The following is a 21,541-nucleotide window of genomic DNA, read 5'->3' as shown; positions in this document are numbered from 1 at the left end:
GTTTGCCGCGCCGTTTTTAGGCATAATGACACTTTTGTATTCATCAGGTTGACCACGCCATGCTCCGCACAATCCTCTTTATTTTACTTAGCTGTGCAATCTCTGTTGCTGTGGCCAACGATCAACGTGCCCAAACCAAGCAGCAGATTGCACAAACCGCAAAAGAAATTGCTGAAATCAAAAAGCAATTAAGTAAAATTCAACAAGAGAAGTCTGCTGCGGAACAAGCACTGCGTAAAACTGAAACCGAAATAGGTCAGCTTGAACAACAAATCAAAGCACTACAGCAACAGGAAAAAGAAACTCAGCAAGAATTACATGAGCTGCAGCAGCAGCAAAAGAAATTTGCGGCTGCTCGCCAAGAACAACAGAAATTAATTGCCATCCAAGCCCGTGCTGCGTATCAATCGGGACAGAAAGAACCTTTTCGTCTGCTGTTAAATCAACAGCAGCCCGAGCAATTTTCTCGTAACCTTACATATTACCAATACATCGGTCAGGCGCGCCAAAAGCAAATCAATGAGTTCAATACGACTTTGCAACAATTAACCCATGTCTCTGAGCAAATCACAAAGCAACAAAGCGTACTCGCCGAGCAGCGCAGCCAATTAGCCCAGCAACAAGAATCACTGCAAGCCCTGCGTAAGCAGCGCCAGCAAAGAGTTGCAGCCATTACCGAGCAACAACGTAAAGAAAGCCGTTCATTGCAAGCACGCCAAGCGGATCAAGCCGAGCTCAATAAAGTTTTAAAGACCATTGAAGACACTTTAGCTCGTCAAGCCCGCGAAGCAGCTCAAGCAGAACAGCGACGCCAACAGCGTTTAGCCGAACAACAGCGCCAAGCTGAGCAAACACAAATGGGCACAGTCCCTTTCAGTAAAACCAGCAAGGCTGTGCATGCCCCCATAGTATCCACAGCCGCCACCCACTCTGGTGGTGCTTTTAAGAATTTACGCGGTAAGCTGCCTTGGCCAGTGAATGGACGTCTCATTGCCCACTTTGGCAGCCCTCGTGGCGATAGCCGTACCAAGTGGGATGGTGTTTTAATTAGCGCACCAGCAGGCACGCAAGTACGCGCAATCCATTCAGGTCGTGTAGTATTTGCAGACTGGTTACGTGGCGCTGGATTATTGGTTATTGTAGACCATGGCGGTGGGTACATGAGCCTCTATGGACACAACCAAAGTTTATTAAGTAAACCCGGCGACCAAGTACAAGCAGGACAAGCCATATCCACTGTCGGTAATACCGGAGGACGTGATGATAGCGCGCTGTATTTTGCGATTCGCGAAAAAGGACAGCCAACCGACCCCGCACGTTGGTCACGCAGATAACGGCTCAGCAGGAACGCATATTTCACTAGGAGTAATTTCTCAATGCCCTTTACTAGAAAACGTTTAGCCTCAGCGGCTTTAAGCACCCTACTGGTGCTGGGCTTGTGCAATACCGGTGCCAACGCTGCACCGAGCTCTACGGTGAGCACTGAACCGAGTAGCGAAGTCTTACCACTGGATGACCTACGCACCTTTGCCGAAGTATTGCAACGCATCAAAACGGCTTATGTAGAGCCCATTGATGATAAAACTCTATTTGAAAATGCCATTAAAGGTATGCTCAGTAATCTTGACCCACACTCCAGCTATTTAGACCCAGCAGCTTTTCTGGAGCTGCAAGAAAGCACCAGCGGTGAGTTCGGTGGTTTAGGTATTGAAGTGGGTTTAGACGATGGTGTCCTACAAGTGGTAGCTCCTCTTGATGACTCACCTGCAGCTGCTGCTGGACTCGAAGCCAAAGACCTCATCATAAAAATCAATGATCAGCCCACTAAAGGGCTCTCTTTGCTCGAAGCAGTAGAAAAAATGCGTGGCAAACCTGGTACTACCATTCGCCTAACCATCTCACGCGAGTCCCGTAAACCATTTGACGTGACCATCACCCGTGCCATTATTAAAAGCCACAGTGTTAAACACGAACTGCTCGACGAAGGTTACGGCTACATTCGCGTCAGTCAATTCCAAGTCAATACAGGTCGTGATGTAGAAAAAGCTTTTGCTAGTCTAAAGAAAGCGAATCAAGGTCAAGCACTTAAAGGCCTTATCCTAGACCTACGCAATAACCCCGGTGGGATTTTGCAAGCAGCAGTGGAAGTGACTGACCACTTTTTAAACTCGGGTCTGATTGTTTACACCAAAGGCCGCTTGGCCAATGCCGAGCTGCGCTTCTCAGCCACAGCTGACAACGCTAGCGCTGATGTGCCATTGGTGGTACTGATCAATGGCGGCAGCGCTTCTGCCTCTGAAATTGTCGCAGGTGCCTTACAGGATCATAAACGCGCTGTTGTCATGGGTACAGACAGCTTTGGGAAAGGTTCGGTACAAACCGTACTGCCACTCAATAACGAACGCGCTCTTAAACTCACCACAGCGCTGTACTACACTCCCAATGGACGTTCTATCCAAGCGCAAGGCATTGTGCCTGACATTACAGTAGAGCGTGCCAAGATCAGCCAAGAAGAGCAAAGTACAGAGGTGAAGGAGGCAGACTTAGTCGGTCACTTAGATAATGCTGATACTAAAAATAAGCAACGCGCTGCGAAAAAAGATACTCAACCTCATTTGCAAGATGAAGACTATCAAGTCAATCAAGCATTGAATCTACTTAAAGGTTTGAATGTGCTCAGCATGAGCAAAAACACGAACCCTTGACCAGAATGCGCAGCAAGCCCCGTACGTTTAGAGAGGGAAAGGATAGTGCAAGGAGAATACCCACCCTCTCGTACCCAAGCACGAAGGCAAATCAGCAATAAAAAAACGGCATCAGAGCTCAACCCTGATGCCGTTTTTATTAGGAGCGCAAAAATATTCTCGCGGTCGGGCATGGCCGTCTAGCAGTAGGAATCCCCGTCCTTTAAGGCGGGGAGGATGTCGATTTTTCTTAACGACGCACTTCAATACCTTTGCTAGCGAGGTAGTCTTTAGCGTCCTGAATGCTATATTCACCAAAGTGGAAAATACTCGCTGCCAATACCGCATCAGCTTTACCTTGCAAAATACCTTCCGCCAAATGCTCTAAGTTACCTACTCCACCTGAAGCAATCACTGGAATGTTCACTGCCTCGCTCACAGCACGAGTTACACCCAAGTCAAAACCATTTTTCATGCCGTCCTGGTCCATGCTGGTCAAAAGAATTTCACCTGCACCATAGCTCTCCATTTTCTTTGCCCACAACACTGCATCTAAACCGGTTGGCTTGCGACCACCGTGAGTAAAGATTTCCCAACGTGGTGCTTCATCAGGCGCAGAAACTTTTTTTGCATCAATAGCGACTACAATTGACTGCGAACCAAAATGCTGCGCTGCTTCTTGAACAAACTCAGGGTGAAATACCGCAGCTGAGTTAATTGACACTTTGTCAGCACCGGCATTGAGCAAGTTACGGATATCTTCCACAGTACGCACACCACCGCCAACAGTCAGCGGGATAAAAACCTCGCTGGCCATGCGTTCAACGGTATGTAGCATAGTGTCACGACCTTCTACCGTGGCCGTAATGTCGAGAAAGGTGATTTCATCAGCACCTTGTTCATTGTAACGACGGGCAATTTCTACTGGATCGCCGGCATCGCGAATGTTCTCGAATTTTACACCTTTTACTACGCGGCCATTTTCAACATCAAGGCAAGGAATGATACGTTTCGCGAGCGTCATGCGGCTCTCCACTGATTCAATAAGTTTCAAATTCAAAATACAAACTGACCTGCAAGTCGTATAGCTTTCAGCCAAGCACCCACTGCAGATCCCATAGCTTTGTGCAATTCAAGCACCGTAGATCGTCCACTGATAGTCAACGGTGTTTACAGCAGACACCTGAACCTTAAAGGGGCGACCTACAAGAGCAAAAAGCAAATCTCAAAGCCTTAAACGAAGCAGCAATACTACTTAAAGTTGTCGCACAGTGCTTGGGCTTCAGCGATATCTAAAGTGCCTTCATAGATCGCACGGCCAGTAATGGCACCCACAATCCCCGGTGCTCGCGCATCAAGTAATGACTGCACATCACCAATGTGATGAATACCACCTGACGCAATCACTGGAATGCTGGTTGCACGTGCCAATGCAGCTGTAGCCTCAACGTTACAACCCTGCATCATGCCGTCTTTGGCAATATCAGTATAGACAATGGCAGATACGCCATCGGCTTCAAAGCGCTGAGCTAAATCAACCACCTGCAGCTCACTGACTTCAGCCCAGCCATCAGTGGCAACAAAACCATCTTTAGCATCCAAGCCGACAATCACTTTTCCTGGAAAAGCCTTACATGCTTGCGCTACAAACTCAGGCTCTTTAACCGCTTTGGTACCAATAATGACATAGCTCACACCAGCGCGCACATAGTGCTCAATGGTGTCTAAAGTACGAATACCACCGCCAATTTGAATCGGTAAATCAGGATAGCGTGCAGCAATAGCAGTCACCACTTCACCGTTCACAGGTTGGCCTTCAAAAGCACCATTGAGGTCAACTAAGTGCAAGCGACGGCAGCCCGCCTCAACCCACTTAGCCGCCATTTCCACTGGATCATTTGAAAAAACAGTAGAATCTTCCATACGCCCTTGGCGCAGTCGAACACAAGCACCATCTTTTAAATCAATCGCGGGAATAATCAGCATTAAATCAATCTGCCTAAAAGTTAAGTCAATAAATCAGCTCGTAAACCAACGCTACCAGCGCCCGTCCCAAGCAACAAAATTCTGTAACAACTGCAAACCATGCGTATGGCTTTTTTCTGGATGAAACTGCACTGCAAAGCGCGGCCCATCAGCCAATGCAGCAGCAAACTCGACACCATACTGGCAGCGGCCTGCCACCTGCCGCTGATTGTCTGCATCAACATAATAGCTATGGACAAAATAAAAACGGGCTTGATCAGGAATGCCATGCCACATTGGGTGGGGCAAACTATGGCTGACGCCATTCCAGCCCATATGCGGGACTTTTAAGTGTTGCTCACCTTCGTACAACTGCGTACCAAAAGCTCGAACATGGCCAGGGAATAACCCCAAGCCCGTCACACCACCATTTTCTTCACTGCTTTCTAATAAAGCCTGCATGCCGACACAAATACCGAGAAAAGGCCGGTCCTGACTCACTTCTTGGATCACATCCAACAGTTTATGACGTTCCATTTCGGCCATACAATCACGTATTGCACCTACGCCGGGCAGAACAATACGATCCGCATCGCGAATCAGCTGTGGATCACTGGTGATTTGCACTCGTGCTGAACCCACATGTTCTAAGGCTTTACCTACTGAGTGTAAGTTACCCATCCCGTAATCAATTACGGCGATGGTTTGCATCACAGACTACCTTTGGTTGATGGCATACGACCTTCCATACGCGGATCCACTTCTACTGCCATTCGCAATGCACGGCCAAAAGCTTTAAACACTGTTTCTATCTGATGGTGAGTGTTCGTGCCACGCAAGTTATCAATGTGCAAAGTCACTTGCGCGTGGTTCACAAAACCCTGGAAAAACTCTTGGAACAAATCCACATCAAAACCGCCTACTAAAGCGCGGCTAAAAGGTACATGCATCTGTAAGCCCGGACGACCTGAGAAATCTAAAGCAACACGAGACAATGACTCGTCCATCGGTACATAAGAGTGGCCATAACGACGCAAACCGCGCTTATCACCTACTGCCTTAGCAAAAGCTTGCCCGATAGTAATACCTACATCCTCAACTGTATGATGATCATCAATATGAGTATCACCCACACATTCAACGTCAAGATCGATCAAACCATGGCGCGCAACTTGATCTAACATGTGCTCCATAAAAGGCACACCAATTGCAAAACGTCCTTCACCAGTACCATCCAAATTAATTGTTACTTTAATTTGGGTCTCAAGGGTATTACGTTCTACTGAAACCTTACGTTCGGTCATGATTTGCTCCACCGCTAAAAGCCGCATTATGCAGCCGAGTTAACTTATTATGCACCTATTATAGGCTTGCAACCTGTATGACCGCTACCGATAGAGGTTTATGAGCGGTACACTTACATATCTATTGAGGAGTTTTTAGTCATGCCTGTTTATTTTGAAAGCGCTGAGCAGCCCAGTACACAAGACTTAGCCGACTTAGAAAAAATCTACGCAGATGCCCCAGCCTGGCTGCTGCCGCCTTACGCTAATGGCAACGCCCTGCTGGAACAAGGCCTAGCGCAAAAAACTTTAGTGGCGGGACGTTTTAATAGCCGTTTACTTGGCGCTGCTTTATTAGAAAAACAAACGGATCGTTGGTTACTGTCACATTTATGTGTACGAGAATTGACCCGCAATCGCGGCGTCGCTCGCAGAATTGTACAAGAAGCCTCACGCTTAGCAGCAGAGGCTGGGGCAGCTCTCGAAGTAGTTATACCTGAAGGTCAACAACACCTTTGCGACTTAGCCCGAGAAAAATCACTGATCATTGCTAAAACTGTTTAAGCTCATCATTGTGCATTAGGCTCTTGCTCAACGGCACACTCACTCATTTTTGTTTACTAGGAGTCAGCCCATGAAAACTTTCGGCAAAGTTATTGGAGCACTACTGCTCATCTTACTACTGCTCGTCGTGGGTGCTGGATTTGCTCTAACCCAGTTCTTTGATCCCAATGACTATAAAGATGACATCCGCCAGCTTGCTCATAAGCATGCCAATATTGAGCTAGAGCTTAACGGTGAAATAGGCTGGAGCCTCTTTCCTTGGTTAGGCCTTGAAATCACCGATGCTAAAATTGCTAGCGCAGACACCCCAGAAGTGCCTTTGGCCACTCTGCGCTTGCTTGGTTTATCCGTAAAAGTTTTGCCGCTATTGCGCAAAGAAATTCAAATGAGTGACATTCGGGTGGATGGTTTAGCGCTGAATTTACAGCGCGATGCTAAAGGTCAGAGTAATTGGGACAACATTGGGCAAAGCAATGACCAGTCCGCCTCTACTAGCAACCCCACAACCCCCGAACCTGCAAAAGACGAGCATACTGACGTCTCATCGCCCACCGTTGAGGTAGCCAACACACCACTGCAACTGGCTATTGATAGCTTAATCGTTAACGGCGCTAGCGTTGTCTATAATGATCAACAAAGCGGGCAACAGTTCAACTTAGAAAGCGTGCAGTTAACCACTGGAGCTATCCGAGAAAACCAACCAGTGGCCGTTAAGTTTTCTGGTTTCTTAGCCAATGCTCAACCAGCCCTACGTGGCCGCATTGAACTGGCAACTACACTTAATATTCAACCTAACCTAGAAACCTTTTTGTTAGATGATTTACGCCTCGCTGGTGAAATATCTGGTGAACCCTTACAAAACAAAAGTGCAAATATCAGCGCTCGAGGTAACCTCGCCTATAACACTGCTCAACAAAGCGCACGTTGGGATAACCTCAAACTGTCAGTGAACCAACTCAAGGCCTTAGGTGAACTACAAGCCACTCAACTCGATACAACAGCCAACATCTCTGGCGCGCTCTCTATCGCTCCGGTGAATTTGCAAGAATTTTTAACCGGTATTGGTGTTGAGCTTCCGCTCATGGCTAATAAAAAAGCTTTAAGTCATATGGAGCTCAACGCTCGAGTGCAAGGCACAGCAAACAGCCTCATTTTGCAGGATATGCAACTGCAGCTGGATCAAACCGCGTTCACTGGTAGTGTCGGTATGAAAGACTTTGCCTCTGGCTTGATTTATGCCCACCTCTCCGGAGACACCTTCAATGCTGATCATTACCTAGCGCCTTCAAGTACAACAGCCGCCACTGAACGTAAAGCTGAAGTTAAACAACAAAGCGCACAAACGGCTAGCGGCAGCAGTCAACTGCCTAATGCACCCTCTAAGTCTCCATGGAACACAGAAAAAATCCTGCCTATCGCCAGTTTAAAAGCTATCAATGCAGATTTAGACTTCAGCTTTGATCAACTCACTTTGAATGCATTGGATATTGCCCAAGCAAAATTCAAACTACAGGCCAAGCAAGGTGTACTGCAACTCAAGCATTTACAAGGTCAGCTCTTTAATGGTGAGTTCCAAGTGGCTGCCCAGTTAAATGCCAATGCGGCGCAACCTACACTCAACCTCACTCATACAAGTAAAAACATTCCCATTGAAAAGATTCTCACTGCACTTGATGAGGAAGTTACAATCACCGGCTTGCTCAATACTAGCTCTACATTGCGGACCCAAGGCAACACTGGAATGGACTGGGTAAAAAACCTACAAGGCAACCTAACCTTTGCACTGAATAATGGTGTTTTACCTGGGGCCGACCTTGAGCGTCAACTCTGTATGGGGATAGCAACTTTAAACCGTAAACAACTGAGCCCCAGCACGGGCAGTAAAGACACCCCTTTTAATCAGTTGAGTGGTCAGTTGAATATCCACAAGGGTGTGGCACACAACCCAGACCTACGCGTTGCTATTCCTAGTTTAGCAGTCAAAGGTAAAGGCGATATTGATCTCAATGTTCTCGGTCTTGATTACTACGCTGGTATTCTCGTTCAAGGGAATACTCAGCCAATGGCAGACCCCGCTTGTAAGGTGAATAAAAATTTCATCAATATCGAATGGCCTGTGCGCTGCCGCGGGCCTTTAGAGCTCGGTGCAAAAGCTTGCCGCATTGATCAAAATGCTTTAGGTAAAATTGCTGCTGATCTCGCCAAAGACAAACTCTCAGAGAAGCTCAATGAGAAAATCAGCGATAAGCTAGATAAGAAACTCGACAATAAAGTCTCACCTGAGCTCAAAGATGCACTCAAAGGGCTTTTTGGCCGATGAAACCTGAAGCTTTTGGTCCAGCCGTAGTCGCTTGGTATGAGCAGCATGGCCGTAAAGATCTGCCTTGGCAGCAAGACGTTTCACCTTACCGAGTGTGGGTTTCTGAAATTATGCTGCAACAAACCCAAGTCACTACCGTCATGGATTATTTCACCCGTTTTATGCATGCCATGCCAAGCGTACACGACTTAGCTGCAGCTCCTTTAGATGAGGTGCTGCACTTGTGGACGGGGCTAGGCTATTACACCCGTGCCCGTAACTTGCATAAAACCGCTCAACTCATTTGCACAGAGTATGGCGGTGAGTTTCCACGCAATGCAGAAGCACTTGCGACCTTACCGGGCATTGGCCCCTCTACTGCTGGAGCCATTGCCAGCTTAAGCATGGGCATTCGCGCCCCCATCCTGGATGGCAATGTAAAGCGTGTCTTAGCCCGTTATAGTGCAGAAGCTCAGTACCCAGGAGCTAGCCTAGCAACAAAACGTTTATGGGCTTTAGCAGAACAACTTACGCCACAACAGGATGTTGCAAAGTACACTCAAGCGATGATGGATTTAGGGGCCACCTTGTGTACGCGCAAACAACCTGAGTGTGAACGTTGCCCTGTGAACAGCGGTTGTTTAGCTTATGCTACTGAGCAGCAAAATGTACTTCCAGCACCGCGCCCACGTAAAACCTTACCAGTACGGCAGGTGATTATGCCGTTGCTGATTAATCAAGATCACACCTTATTATTACAGCAGCGCCCCACGGAAGGTATTTGGGGTGGTTTATGGAGCTTGCCAGAGTTGGACAATATCCAAGCACTGCAACCTTTATTAAACCAATACCAGCTCCTAGAGCAGCGGCAACAACCTTTAACACCGGTACGCCATACCTTCAGTCATTTCCATTTAGATATCGAACCTTGGCTAATTAATGTACACAGCAGTCCCTCTCTTGCTGTGGCCGAAAACAACTGGCTCTGGTATAACCTTTTCAACCCTCCGCGTTTAGGTTTAGCAGCCCCCATCAAGGGGCTGATTGAACGCGCACTTATTCAGTTGCAACAGGAGAATTAACAAGATGACCCGTATGGTTATGTGTCGTAAGCATCAAAAAGAACTCGCTGGTTTAGCGCGTCCACCTTTCCCAGGCAGCAAAGGTGAAGATATTTATAACAATATCTCTCAACAAGCTTGGGAAGAATGGCAAACCCACCAAACCATGCTGATTAACGAGCGTCATCTGAATATGATGGATGCTGATGATCGCAAATTTATTATGGCGGAAATGGACAAATTCTTTGCCGGTGAGGCCTTCGCACAAGCTGAAGGTTATGTTCCACCCAGTAATAATTAAATATTTTCAATAAGTTACTTGACGGCGACATTAAAAGACTGTTTAATAGCTGCCGTTGGCCCGGATAGCTCAGTCGGTAGAGCAGAGGATTGAAAATCCTCGTGTCGGCGGTTCGATTCCGTCTCCGGGCACCATATTTAAAAAGCTCATTCAGATGAATGAGCTTTTTTTTGCGTAAAATTTCGCAATGCTTGCTGTGTAGCCCCATCTCGATATGAGTATACATGTCCTAAATGACAAGCCGTATACTACTCCGCATCAACAATGCTTTTTACCTATCGAGTGTGTTGCCCTTATGAAGACTGATCGCGCCTTATTGAAGTATTTCTTGTTATATACAGCATTAGTTTGCGCATGGCTGTTAGGCAGCTTTTACTGGCAAGCTAATCGAGCAATTCATACCGATCACAATGCTTTAGCTTTATTCATTAACTTAGTGAGTTTGGCAGTCTTCTCTGCTGTATTTTGGTTTCTCGCCTTAATTCTTTATAACAAGCACCAAGCCAAACTTGAAGCCGGTGCAAAAACGCAGCTAAAGCGTCTAAAATTAGCTTTAGATGCGGCTCAAGAAGCACTTTGGGATTGGAGTCTGAATGACGATGAAGAAATATTCTTTTCCGCCGCCTACTGCGCCAAGCTGGGCTACACCCAAGCAGAGTTTGGTAACAACCAAAGTGCTTGGCAGAAGCATTTAATTCCAGAAGAACGCGAACGGGTTTACCGTAATGTCATGAACTTTATTGCTGAGGGTGATGGTGATTATGACAGCACCTACCGTATGCAACATAAAGATGGCAGCCAACGTTGGATTCGCTCCCGTGGCCGTCTCATTAAAAATGCTAACGGTATACCTGTTCGTCTCATTGGTATAGCCCAAGACATTACTGAACAACGTGGCGCTGAAGAACGCTTAAAACAGGCCCATGCGGTCTTTGAAAGCACCAATGAGGGAGTGTTAATTACCGATAGTGATAATACCATTATCCATATCAACCCCGCGTTCAGTCGCATCACCGGTTACAGCCCAGAAGAAGTGATTGGGCAGACCCCACGTATGTTTAAGTCTGGGCGCCACACACCCGAGTTTTATCAAAATCTTTGGAAAACTTTAGAGACAACCGATGAATGGCGTGGTGAAATTTGGAATCGTCGCAAAAACGGTGAAATTCTTCCGCAATATCAAACCATTCGTTTAATTCGCGATGAAAATGGCTTTATTTCTCATAATGTCGCGGTTTTTTCTGACATTGCCGTACTACACAATTCCCCCGCACAATTGAGCTACCACGCTTATTACGACCCATTGACCGGTTTGGGTAATCGCACACACTTACAAGAACGCTTAAAAACCCTTTTACACACCTCAGCCCAACAGCAACAATCAGGTGCAGTACTGCTCATTGATCTCGATAATTTTAAACACATCAATGACAAGCTCGGCCATCATTTAGGTGACCAACTCTTGCAAGCTGTGGCCCAGCGCATCAGTAAAGTGGTGCGCAATAAGTGTAGCTTGGCACGTATTGGTCGCGATCAATTTGTTGCCGTTTGTGACTGTCTTGAATCCACCGAACAAGCCACTGCTTTAGCCGAGCAAACCTTAGCGCACATGCATGAGCCTTTCCACTTAGATAATAAAGTTATCAAGGTCAGTCTTTGTGTCGCAGTTGAACAGCTACCCAACTCAACCAATAACCCTGAAGCCTTGATGCACAGCCTTGAAAACACCTTAAAGCGCGCCAAAGCACAGGGCCCTGGCTCTTTTGCTTTAGCTCAGGATCACACCGCTCAGCTATAACGCTATGACTGCTCACCGCTCTAAAGGGCGATGCTTCTTGCTTCATAGGTTCTAAGCCGCGCCTTAAATGCTAGCAAAGCTTAAAAAGAACAGCATAAAAAAAGGCGCGGCCACGGTTAAAATAAGGCCACTAATAATGGCGGTTGGGACATAGGCGTAATTACAGGCTTTACGCACAAAAGGTAGAGTTGTATCCATCGCCGTGGCACCGCACACACCAATGCTGCTGTTAGCATAATTACGACCCAATAGGAAAACTACAGTTAAGCCTATCAACTCGCGCATTAGGTCGTTGAGTAACGCCACGCTTCCGTAAGCATCGCCCAAATATTGCCCAGCTAAAGCACCTGACAAACTAAACCAACCAAAGCCTGTACTCAGCGCCAAAGCCACCGCCAGCTCTTCTCCGGTCGTAAAACTGATCAAAACGCCAGCTATCATTGAACCCACCATCACAAGCAGAGGAATCAATAATACTCGGGGTGCCAACCAAGAACGGCTAATCGCCACTTGGGCCAAATCTAAACCAATCAAAAACAATAAAATATACAGCCAATAGGAAATATTAAAGAGTACATCACCTAGGTTAGTTTCATGCCAATGCAAGCGGTAAAAAAAAGCTCCCAAGAGCACCAAACTAAACGCAATGAGACATTCTTTAATCGGATACCACAAAGCAGTCCATGAACTTGGTTCACCATCCTCTACCCCGGGCTTACGGTTAAAGGGCAAGATGATGGCAAACACCACAAGGCTAATGGTAAATGCATAAACTGAAGCGTGCTTAAGGATGCTTAAACCAGCCGCTAACGAGCTAAAAGCTTCCCCAGATTCCAAACCAATAACAAATAAAATCACCCAGACCACGGGTGTAATCGAGCCGACTGTTTTATTGATAATACCTTTAGGGAGCACCTTACCGAACGCATAACCACCCACTAAAAAAAGCAAAATAGGTACCACAGACGATAAAATATTATGCAATACAGCCGTCACAAAAAGCCTCTTAGAATCAAAATAGAATCAGTTGGAAAATAATAGGCGCCTAGTCTAGTGCATTGCCCATCCAAAAGCGGCTGTTATAGGCAGTTTTTTTGACATCCTCCCCGTCCTTTAGGACGGGGAGGATGTCAATGCTTAAACCACGAAAAGCACCTGTCTTAGCGGCAAGTGCTTTCAAGCTGGCAGGGGGCGCTTAGAAATCGCCCCATAATTGTTGTGCCACACTTAACGCGACAACAGGGGCCGTTTCAGTACGCAATACACGGGGCCCAAGACGAGCAGGATGAAAACCATGCTCTCCTGCGCTCATCACTTCTGTTTCAGTTAACCCTCCTTCTGGACCAATTAAAAAGGCTAAACGCTGTGGCGGCTGATGCTCAGTCAATGGCTGAGCCACGGGGTGTAAAACCAGTTTTAAATCGGCCTCAAGCACCGCTTGCCAGTCTTTTAAAAGTTGTGGAGGATGAATTACAGGAACCTGTGAACGCCCACATTGCTCACATGCACTGATCGCTACTTGTTGCCAGTGCTCCAAACGCTTTTGTATCCGCTCTGCATTTAAGCGCACCTCACAACGTTCAGTAAATAGCGGAGTAATTTCTGCCACACCCAATTCCGTAGCTTTTTGAATTGCCCAATCCATGCGTTCACCGCGAGATAAACCTTGTCCTAAATGGATGTGTAAAGCTGAATTCGGCAACCCCCGCACCACCTCATGTAGCTCAACCCTAACGGTTTTTTTGCCTACATGAGTCAATTCACCAATATATTCCTGCCCGCTACCATCAAATAACTGTACTTGAGCCCCTACAGTTAAACGCAAAACACGGCTTAAATAGTGTGCTTGTGCTTCCGGCAGCTCATGCTCACCTAGCGCCAATGGCGCAGCAACAAAAAAACGCGGTAGCGACATTTTTAAACTCCAGCGATAAAAAACCACGCTATGGTGCGTGGTTTTTTATAGAGCGTCTAGCGCTTAATCACGCACAGCAAGATCAATGCCTTCGGTGGCTACTTCTGCCAACCAATGGATTTGCTCTGGGGTAATCACATAAGGTGGAATAAAGTAAGTCACATTGCCTAGTGGGCGCAATAAAGCCCCTTTCGACATGGCATGTTCAAACACTTTAAGACCACGACGCTCTTGCCATGGATAAGGCTCCTTAGTCGCTTTATCTTTGACCATTTCAATAGCTAAAATCATGCCAGTCTGACGTACTTCGGCTACATGCGGGTGATCTTTTAAATGTGCTGTGGCATCGGCCATGTGTTGCGCTAAAACTTTGTTTTTCTCAATCACATTATCTTGCTCAAAGATATCCAAAGTTGCCAAAGCCGCAGCACAAGCCAATGGATTCCCTGTATAGGTATGGGAATGTAAGAAGGCGCGCATGGTATCGTACTCATCATAGAACGCTTGATACACATCCTCTGTGGTCATAATGGCAGCCATAGGTAAATAACCACCCGTGAGCGCCTTCGATAACACCATAAAGTCAGGTGTAATATCTGCTTGATTACAGGCAAACATAGTTCCCGTGCGCCCAAAGCCCATGGCGATTTCATCCACAATTAAATGCACGCCATAGTGATCACAGGCCTCACGTAATAAGGCGAGGTAAATAGGATGATACATCCGCATTCCTGCTGCGCCTTGCACCAAAGGTTCAAGAATCACTGCTGACAATTCATGATGGTGCTCATCTAGCATCTGCCGCATGTGCTCAAACATCACACGGGAATGTGCTTCCCAGCTCACCCCTTCTGGTCGGTTATAGCAATCTGGACTGGGCACTTTAATGCAGTCCATCAACAAAGCCTTATAAGTCTCTGTATAGAGTGCTACATCGCCCACCGCTAAAGTCGCAAGGGTTTCACCGTGATAACCATTACTGATGGTGGCAAAACGTTTTTTCTCGGGTTTACCATGATTAAGCCAGTAGTGATGGCTCATTTTTAGCGCCACTTCAATGCCCGAAGAACCATTATCGGCATAGAATACGCGCTCTAAACCTGGTGGGGTTAACTTGACTAAACGCTCAGAAAGCTCAATCACGGGCGCATGACTAAAGCCAGCCAGAATGACATGTTCCAACTGATCAAGCTGCTGCTTAATACGATCATTAATGCGTGGATTACAGTGCCCAAAGATATTGGTCCACCACGAACTCACCGCATCTAAATAACGACGACCATCAAAATCTTCCAACCAAATACCTTCAGCGCGACGAATCGGCACAATAGGTAATCTTTCGTGGTCTTTCATTTGTGTGCAGGGATGCCATAAAACGTCTAAATCACGTTGCATCCATTGATCATTTAAACTCAATTTACTACTCCCATTAATGGACGTTTTAGCCTAACAGATGTGTCTAAAACTGACAGAAAAAATTGGTCACTTCATGACTTGCTCTATCAATCAGTACTCAGCTGTAACTCAAGGCAATGCCGTTCACCGGGAGCGAGGAGCAGGTGATCCTCTAATACATTAGCACTTTCAATACATAGCATGTGCTGCCAAGCATCCTCAGCAAAACCACTTAGGTCTTTAGCTTTAGCAATCCAAGGATTCCATACAATGGCAGAACTTGAACCTTGACTGCACAAATGAATACGCCGCTGCCAGCCAGGATCAATGATTTGTAAATGCTGAGGTACTTGCACATAGACTCGATCAGTTTCACCATTCAAGGTCAGTACGCCCTGTTGTTGGCGTAATTGCCACTGCTCAAGGGTTTCATAATAAGTACAACCTGATAAGCCATTGACCTGTACCTGACGAATGTCACTGACAGCAAAATAACTATGTAAGGCCTGACTGATGGCCAGTGGTTGTGTGCCTACATTATGATTCTCTAAACGGATACTCAGCCGCTCATTAAGCACAATATGTAATGTCAAATATGCTGCATGCGGCCAACCTGCTAAGCCGTGACTGGCATCCAGCTGCAATATCAACTGCACGCCTGTTTCATCAACCCTCTGCTGCTGCAGTTGCCAATCTAAAGTGCGTGCCAAACCATGAAACGGTGCTGCGCCTGTAATATTTTTTTGTACTTCGAGAGGATTGCGCTGAAGATCTCCAAACCAGGGCCAGCAGACAGGTACACCGCCACGCACACTTTGTCGGGTCACATACTCGGCACAATCACTGAGCCAAATCACTGGTGGCTGCTCAATATCGGGGAAGTAACTCAAAATTTGCCCGCCCTGTTGGCACACATCCAGCTGGGCAGAACCAAAGCGCAAACGCCATCCCTGTAAGCCGGAAAAGTTCATTGCACTAATGCTCTGCTGCATCCTATTCTCCTGATCCTACGTTCTTGGTTATCAATGGCGCGTAAAAATCCCATACATTTAGTACGAGGATGGATGCTCTAGGCATCACCGTTTCTTCAGGACGATGAGTATGTCAATTACCGTAAATCTGTTGTGGTAACCAAGTAATGATCTCCGGCCAAATATAAGCAACCACAAGCATCATCAGTTGAATCGCAATGAAAGGCAGCACCCCACGATATATGGTGCGCGTTGCCACCGAGGCAGGAGTGACGCTGCGTAAATAGAACAAAGAGAAACCAAAGGGTGGTGTTAAGAACGAGGTTTGTAAATTCAGAGCAATCATCACACCAAGCCAAATAGGATCAAGCCCCATCGCCAATAAGACGGGGCCCACAATGGGCACCACCACAAAGATAATTTCAATAAAATCGAGAATAAAACCCAGCAGGAAAATCACCAGCATAACCAGGAAGAATGCTCCGATCACACCACCGGGTAATTGCTCAAATACATTCTCAATCATGACATCACCGCCAAAACCGCGGAACACCAAAGAAAACAGCGATGCACCAATCAAAATCAAAAATACCATGGCACTGATTTCTGCGGTGCTATGGGAAACTTCGCGCAAACGAGCAAAATTGAGCTGCCCTTTCAACCCTGCCAACAATAAAGCACCTATAGCCCCCACCGCAGCAGCTTCAGTGGGTGTTGCTACACCAGCTAAAATAGAGCCCAAAACCGACCCCATCAATACCAACGGTGGAATGAGAGCTTTGAAAAGGCGTCCCCATTGAATGGGCCCTAAAGCTTCTTGTGGCAAAGCCGGTAACTTTTTTGGCTGAGTAATCGCCACAAAAATCAAATAGGCGATATACAGCAATACTAATAAGACACCGGGAATTAATGATCCAATGAATAAATCCCCCACGGATACAGTTTTCGGTGTAAACACGCCCATGCGAATTTGGGCCTGTTGGTATGCACTGGCTAATACATCACCAAGTAGAACTAAAATAATCGATGGCGGGATCACCTGCCCTAAAGTACCAGTCGCCGCTAGAGTGCCAGTAGCGACCGCAGGATCATAACCACGACGTAACATGGTTGGTAACGCCAGCAAACCTAAAGTCACTACCGTCGCACCCACCACTCCAGTACTGGCAGCTAATAAAGCCCCAACCACACACACTGAAATGGCCAAGCCACCACGCAAAGTACCAAATAAACGTGACATGGATTCCAATAGGTCTTCTGCCACTCGCGATTTTTCTAACATCACCCCCATAAACACAAACAGCGGCACTGCCAGTAAGGTTTGGTTATTCATAATGCCAAACAAGCGGTTCGGTAAGGCTTGTAAAAAGACCGGATCAAAAACACCGCTGAACATGCCAATGACAGCAAATAACAAAGAGACACCACCCAGCACAAAAGCCACTGGATAGCCCATGATTAAAGTCAGGCAAATGGTAATAAATAAAGCAATCGCTAATACTTCAGTCATTTTGTCCATCCTCAGCCACCTGCGGCGCGAACAATTGCTTTATCAGTAACACTAAGTCAGAAATCCCTTGCAGCAACAAACTCACCACCAACAATAAAATGATGCTCTTTTGCAGGTACATAAAACCTAAACCACCAGTCTCTCCAGAGGTTTCTTTTATCGCCCATGAGTTGGCTACATAGTCCCAACTGTTCCAACCTAAAAATAAACACATTGGCAACAATAAAAATAGGTGGCCAGTGGTATTCACTAAAGCTTTTTTACGCTCAGAAAAGTTCTGATAAAAAATATCCACACGCACATGGGCTTGGCGTTGCAATGCCCAAGCAGCAGTCCCCATAAAGGTCAACGCATGGGCATACATCACTGCCTCCTGCAATGCAGTAGCCCCAATACCAAAGGCATAACGCATCACTACCACGCAAGCAGTACCTAAAACTAAAAATAATGTCAGCCATGCACAGGCTCGACCCAACATAGAATTAACAGCCTGAATCGACGCAGCAATGCGTACTGGCCAAGATGATAAGGACATAAAAAACTTCTAAAAACCAAATGAATCGCCAATTGTAGGGGTTGTAAGCCCAATTGGCCATGCACAGTTATTGGCTAATCACGTTGGGTAACTGTTCAGCAAGTTTCTGGATATTCAATGGCGCGCGAATAAATCCATATTGACGACCATCGGGGTTTAAAATCGCAAGATTACCGCTGTGATCAACGGTATAGCGTGGCTGACTGGTATCTCCAGGAATAAAAGGAATACTTAACGCGTTACTTAATGTTTGAATGTCTTTGAGTTCGCCGGTCAGTCCCGTAAATTCAGGATCAAAATAGTCTAAATAAAGCTTTAATTGTTCAGTGGTATCTCGATGAGGGTCAACGCTGACCATTAAGACCTGAAGGTTTTGGCGTGCTTGTTCCGGTAATTGTTTTTTCAACTGACGCAGTTCCGCTAATGTGGTCGGACAAATATCTGGGCAGAAGGTATAGCCAAAAAACACTAAGCTCCACTTACCAGTTAAGTTTTGTGTATTGATCTGTTCACCTCGAGTGCTGACCAGTTGCAAGGCTGGCAGTCCGCGACTACTGGGTAAAGTAACAATCCCCGCTTCACGCATGGCGGTGCTGCGGTCATTGCCAGACGTTAAATAGTTACCCGCTAACAGACCGATAATTACGGCAAACAATACGCCTAAGATGCTTAAGATCAGTGTGCGCCCTTTACTTAAATACGGCATAAAATATCCTTAAAGTAGATGTAATCTGTGTCTGATTATAGATGGAACAAGGAAGGTTAAGCTTGTGTCGAGATGCCGCGCTAACTGTAGCAATATAAATCAAAGTTAATCTATTGCAGGGAAAGTAGAAGGCATCACCTTCACAAGCGCAGCGTTTTAGTCTTACCCTGTTACACTATGGGCCATTAAAGTTAAGGAGTCATCCATGTCTGCCCACCCATTTGCTGCATTAACGCCTGATCTCGTTTTAGATGCAGTCGAAAGTTTAGGCTTCTTAAGTGATGCACGAGTTTTAGCGCTGAATAGCTATGAAAATCGTGTGTATCAGGTGGGGATTGAAGATAAGACACCCTTGATCGCTAAGTTTTACCGTCCTGAACGCTGGACTGATGCTCAGATTCTTGAAGAACATGGATTTTCTTTTGAGTTAGCAGAATGCGATGTTCCTTTAGTAGCTCCTATGCAGCTCAATGGACAAAGTTTGTTTGAGCATGCTGGTTTCCGTTTTGCGTTATTTGAACGTCGTGGTGGTCGTGCTCCCGAGCCCGGTAATTTAGATCAGCTGTATCGTTTAGGACAGTTATTGGGACGCTTGCATGCTGTGGGTGCTCACCAAACTTTTCGTGACCGTCCAGCAATTGATGTCACCACTTATGGGCATGCTCCTTTTGCACGCTTACGCAGTGGTGAACATGTACCGAAAAGCTTGCGACCAGCGTGGGAGTCAGTGGTTGCTGATTTGCTGATTAAAGTTGAGCAACTATTTACTGAGCATCCGTATACCTCGATTCGAGTGCACGGTGACTGTCACCCCGGTAACTTGTTGTGCCGTGATGATAGCTTCTTTATTGTCGACTTAGATGACTGTCGCATGGGGCCGGCTATCCAAGATTTATGGATGATGTTGGCTGGTGATTATCAAGAGCGGTTATCACAACTGTCAGAACTGGTGGATGGCTACCAAGAATTTTATGATTTCTCCCCCCGTGAATTACCTTTAATTGAAGGTTTACGCGCTTTACGCTTATTGCATTACAGTGCTTGGCTAGCCCAACGTTGGGATGACCCAGCTTTTCCACAAAGTTTTCCTTGGTTTGGTACTGAACGCTATTGGGGCGAACAAATTCTGATTTTGCGTGAGCAGCGTGCAGCCCTAGATGAACCTTATTTAAAACTTTTTTAACACAGATACAACAGCTGTGCGAATGCAGCTTATGATCAATTAAATTTTTAGTTAGCTGGCTAATGATATGAGTGCTACACCGAATTTACGTCGCGGTTACGTGCTGGGCTTAATGGCTTACAGCATTTGGGGATTATTCCCCCTATATTTCAAAACTTTAAGCCATGTACCCGCGGAAGAGATCTTAGCTCACCGTATTATTTGGTCAGCAATTTTTAGCACAGGCTTGCTATTGGTTTGGCGTCATAAAGGCTGGTGGCAAGAGCTCTATCGACATCCGAAACGTTTACTCGTTTTAGCTGTGTCAGGTGCATTGATTGCTAATAACTGGCTCATTTATGTATGGGCGGTGGGACAAGATCGTTTGGTAGAAGCCAGCTTAGGCTATTACATCAGTCCCATTGTAAATGTTGTTTTAGCAATGCTTTTTCTACGTGAACGTTTACGGCGTTTGCAATGGATTGCGGTTGGATTAGCCGCAATGGGGGTTGGCTTGCAAGTTTGGGGCCTAGGTAAAGTCCCCTGGATTTCTTTAGTACTAGCCATCTCATTTGGTTTTTATGGTTTGATGCGCAAACAAGCGCCCGTTGCAGCGCTGCCAGGATTAACCGTAGAAACTTGGTTTTTAGTCCCAGTAGCTATGATTTGGCTATGGATTAATCCGCAGTCAGTCAGTATGCAAAGTGACTTTTTCGGTAGCTCGCAAATGCTGTGGTTAGCTGCTGCTGGCCCCGTAACTTTATTACCTCTGTTATGTTTTAACGCTGCGGCCAAACACTTACCTTATGCTTCACTGGCATTTTTACAGTACATCACACCAACGGTATTACTGTTGCTGGCAGTACTGCTTTATAAAGAACCGTTTTCTACTGAGTCGTTAATCTTTTTTGGCTTTATATGGGCCGCTTTAGCAGTTTATAGCTGGGACACTTTGCGTGTTTTAAACTCTGGCCGTAAAACAGTTATTAAAAAGTAATCAACAGCTGTAACCCTCTATATATGGGTCTTACAGAATGTATGCACAAAGTTATCCACAAGATGTTTGTGTTTAATATGCATAAAAATTAAGTCTTAAAAAACGAGTAACCGGCATCGAAATTTACCTGATGGTGTATGAGGTTGTTTTACAATATAGACGGATGATTTATACACTATAGATACGTTTGATACGGGCTTGCTGAAAAAGACTGCTCAAAAAATAAACACCTTGCTGTAAGTCACGTAGAATCAGGTGTTGCAGTAACTCTAAACAGCTTATCCACAGGGCCATCCCATGGCTTTGTGTACAGTTTAAAAGCTCTGACTAAATTTTGATCAGCACGCTGTAAGCCTTGATTTAACTGCCTTTCAGCTAAGCCTCCCCAGCTTTAT

General features: G+C 46.1%; 20 protein-coding genes and 1 tRNA gene. 10 read left to right on the top strand and 11 right to left on the bottom strand.

What is annotated here, in order from left to right; translation table 11 throughout:
• The first annotated feature begins 59 nt into the window (after positions 1-59).
• Together TOI97_RS11635 and TOI97_RS11630 are read left to right on the top strand one after the other, a co-directional pair.
• On the top strand, positions 60-1,334 hold the full coding sequence (locus TOI97_RS11635; RefSeq protein ID WP_321554300.1) for a murein hydrolase activator EnvC family protein: 1,275 nt from the start codon (positions 60-62) through the stop codon (positions 1,332-1,334).
• A 42-nt stretch (positions 1,335-1,376) separates the two neighbouring features.
• On the top strand, positions 1,377-2,705 hold the full coding sequence (locus tag TOI97_RS11630) for a S41 family peptidase (RefSeq protein ID WP_321554299.1): 1,329 nt from the start codon (positions 1,377-1,379) through the stop codon (positions 2,703-2,705).
• 229 nt (positions 2,706-2,934) lie between these two features.
• Here TOI97_RS11630 and hisF read toward each other — a convergent pair whose 3' ends face one another.
• The 4 genes from hisF to hisB form a co-directional block, all read right to left on the bottom strand.
• Complete coding sequence (hisF, locus tag TOI97_RS11625; protein WP_321554298.1) at positions 2,935-3,708, bottom strand: imidazole glycerol phosphate synthase subunit HisF; 774 nt, start codon at positions 3,706-3,708, stop codon at positions 2,935-2,937.
• A 227-nt stretch (positions 3,709-3,935) separates the two neighbouring features.
• Complete coding sequence (gene hisA, locus TOI97_RS11620) at positions 3,936-4,670, bottom strand: 1-(5-phosphoribosyl)-5-[(5-phosphoribosylamino)methylideneamino]imidazole-4-carboxamide isomerase (protein ID WP_321554297.1); 735 nt, start codon at positions 4,668-4,670, stop codon at positions 3,936-3,938.
• Positions 4,671-4,721: 51 nt separating this feature from the next.
• Positions 4,722-5,360, bottom strand: a complete 639-nt coding sequence (gene hisH / locus TOI97_RS11615) for an imidazole glycerol phosphate synthase subunit HisH (protein WP_321554296.1) — start codon at positions 5,358-5,360, stop codon at positions 4,722-4,724.
• On the bottom strand, positions 5,360-5,953 hold the full coding sequence (gene hisB / locus TOI97_RS11610; RefSeq protein WP_321554295.1) for an imidazoleglycerol-phosphate dehydratase HisB: 594 nt from the start codon (positions 5,951-5,953) through the stop codon (positions 5,360-5,362). The genes hisH and hisB overlap by 1 nt, the downstream gene beginning before the upstream one ends.
• Positions 5,954-6,094: 141 nt before the next feature.
• Here hisB and TOI97_RS11605 point away from each other — a divergent pair, with 141 nt between their 5' ends.
• From TOI97_RS11605 to TOI97_RS11580, 6 genes are all read left to right on the top strand, one after another.
• Complete coding sequence (locus TOI97_RS11605; protein WP_321554294.1) at positions 6,095-6,496, top strand: acetyl-CoA sensor PanZ family protein; 402 nt, start codon at positions 6,095-6,097, stop codon at positions 6,494-6,496.
• 70 nt (positions 6,497-6,566) lie between these two features.
• Positions 6,567-8,816: an AsmA family protein gene (locus tag TOI97_RS11600; RefSeq protein WP_321554293.1), complete on the top strand. Its 2,250-nt coding sequence runs from the start codon at positions 6,567-6,569 to the stop codon at positions 8,814-8,816.
• Positions 8,813-9,877 carry an A/G-specific adenine glycosylase gene (mutY, locus tag TOI97_RS11595; RefSeq protein WP_321554292.1) on the top strand — a complete coding sequence of 355 codons (1,065 nt, stop codon included), beginning with the start codon at positions 8,813-8,815 and terminating at the stop codon, positions 9,875-9,877. The genes TOI97_RS11600 and mutY overlap by 4 nt, the downstream gene beginning before the upstream one ends.
• Before the next feature lie 4 nt (positions 9,878-9,881).
• Positions 9,882-10,157 carry an oxidative damage protection protein gene (locus TOI97_RS11590; protein WP_321554291.1) on the top strand — a complete coding sequence of 92 codons (276 nt, stop codon included), beginning with the start codon at positions 9,882-9,884 and terminating at the stop codon, positions 10,155-10,157.
• Between the two features lie 58 nt (positions 10,158-10,215).
• Positions 10,216-10,291, top strand: a tRNA-Phe gene (locus TOI97_RS11585).
• A gap of 161 nt (positions 10,292-10,452) precedes the next feature.
• Positions 10,453-11,955: a diguanylate cyclase domain-containing protein gene (locus TOI97_RS11580; RefSeq protein ID WP_321554290.1), complete on the top strand. Its 1,503-nt coding sequence runs from the start codon at positions 10,453-10,455 to the stop codon at positions 11,953-11,955.
• Between the two features lie 63 nt (positions 11,956-12,018).
• Here the strand turns inward: TOI97_RS11580 and TOI97_RS11575 are convergent, their stop codons facing one another.
• From TOI97_RS11575 to TOI97_RS11545, 7 genes are all read right to left on the bottom strand, one after another.
• Positions 12,019-12,951, bottom strand: a complete 933-nt coding sequence (locus TOI97_RS11575; RefSeq protein WP_321554289.1) for a lysine exporter LysO family protein — start codon at positions 12,949-12,951, stop codon at positions 12,019-12,021.
• 199 nt (positions 12,952-13,150) lie between these two features.
• Positions 13,151-13,870, bottom strand: coding sequence for a 16S rRNA (uracil(1498)-N(3))-methyltransferase (locus TOI97_RS11570; RefSeq protein WP_321554288.1), 720 nt, complete (start codon positions 13,868-13,870; stop codon positions 13,151-13,153).
• Positions 13,871-13,933: 63 nt separating this feature from the next.
• On the bottom strand, positions 13,934-15,286 hold the full coding sequence (locus tag TOI97_RS11565) for an adenosylmethionine--8-amino-7-oxononanoate transaminase (protein ID WP_321554287.1): 1,353 nt from the start codon (positions 15,284-15,286) through the stop codon (positions 13,934-13,936).
• An 86-nt stretch (positions 15,287-15,372) separates the two neighbouring features.
• A complete protein-coding gene (locus TOI97_RS11560) occupies positions 15,373-16,257 on the bottom strand; it encodes a D-hexose-6-phosphate mutarotase (RefSeq protein WP_321554286.1) in 885 nt (294 codons plus the stop codon).
• 112 nt (positions 16,258-16,369) lie between these two features.
• Complete coding sequence (locus tag TOI97_RS11555; protein ID WP_321554285.1) at positions 16,370-17,746, bottom strand: TRAP transporter large permease; 1,377 nt, start codon at positions 17,744-17,746, stop codon at positions 16,370-16,372.
• On the bottom strand, positions 17,739-18,281 hold the full coding sequence (locus TOI97_RS11550; RefSeq protein WP_321554284.1) for a TRAP transporter small permease subunit: 543 nt from the start codon (positions 18,279-18,281) through the stop codon (positions 17,739-17,741). Before TOI97_RS11550 ends, TOI97_RS11555 begins: the two co-directional genes overlap by 8 nt.
• Positions 18,282-18,348: 67 nt before the next feature.
• The gene (locus TOI97_RS11545; protein WP_321554283.1) at positions 18,349-18,987 is read right to left on the bottom strand and encodes an SCO family protein; all 639 of its coding nucleotides are present in this window, start codon (positions 18,985-18,987) and stop codon (positions 18,349-18,351) included.
• A gap of 205 nt (positions 18,988-19,192) precedes the next feature.
• Between TOI97_RS11545 and TOI97_RS11540 the strand changes: the two genes are divergently transcribed.
• Both TOI97_RS11540 and rarD read left to right on the top strand, forming a co-directional pair.
• Positions 19,193-20,170 (top strand): serine/threonine protein kinase, encoded by a 978-nt coding sequence (locus TOI97_RS11540; protein ID WP_321554282.1) that lies wholly within the window; start codon positions 19,193-19,195, stop codon positions 20,168-20,170.
• Between the two features lie 67 nt (positions 20,171-20,237).
• Positions 20,238-21,146 (top strand): EamA family transporter RarD, encoded by a 909-nt coding sequence (gene rarD, locus TOI97_RS11535; protein ID WP_321554281.1) that lies wholly within the window; start codon positions 20,238-20,240, stop codon positions 21,144-21,146.
• Positions 21,147-21,541 lie beyond the last annotated feature (395 nt).

This window comes from Denitrificimonas halotolerans (assembly GCF_034259425.1).
Taxonomy (GTDB): Bacteria; Pseudomonadota; Gammaproteobacteria; order Pseudomonadales; family Pseudomonadaceae; genus Denitrificimonas; species Denitrificimonas halotolerans.
The sequence above is the reverse complement of the archived record's forward strand: the minus strand, read 5'-3'. Positions and strand labels throughout refer to the sequence as shown.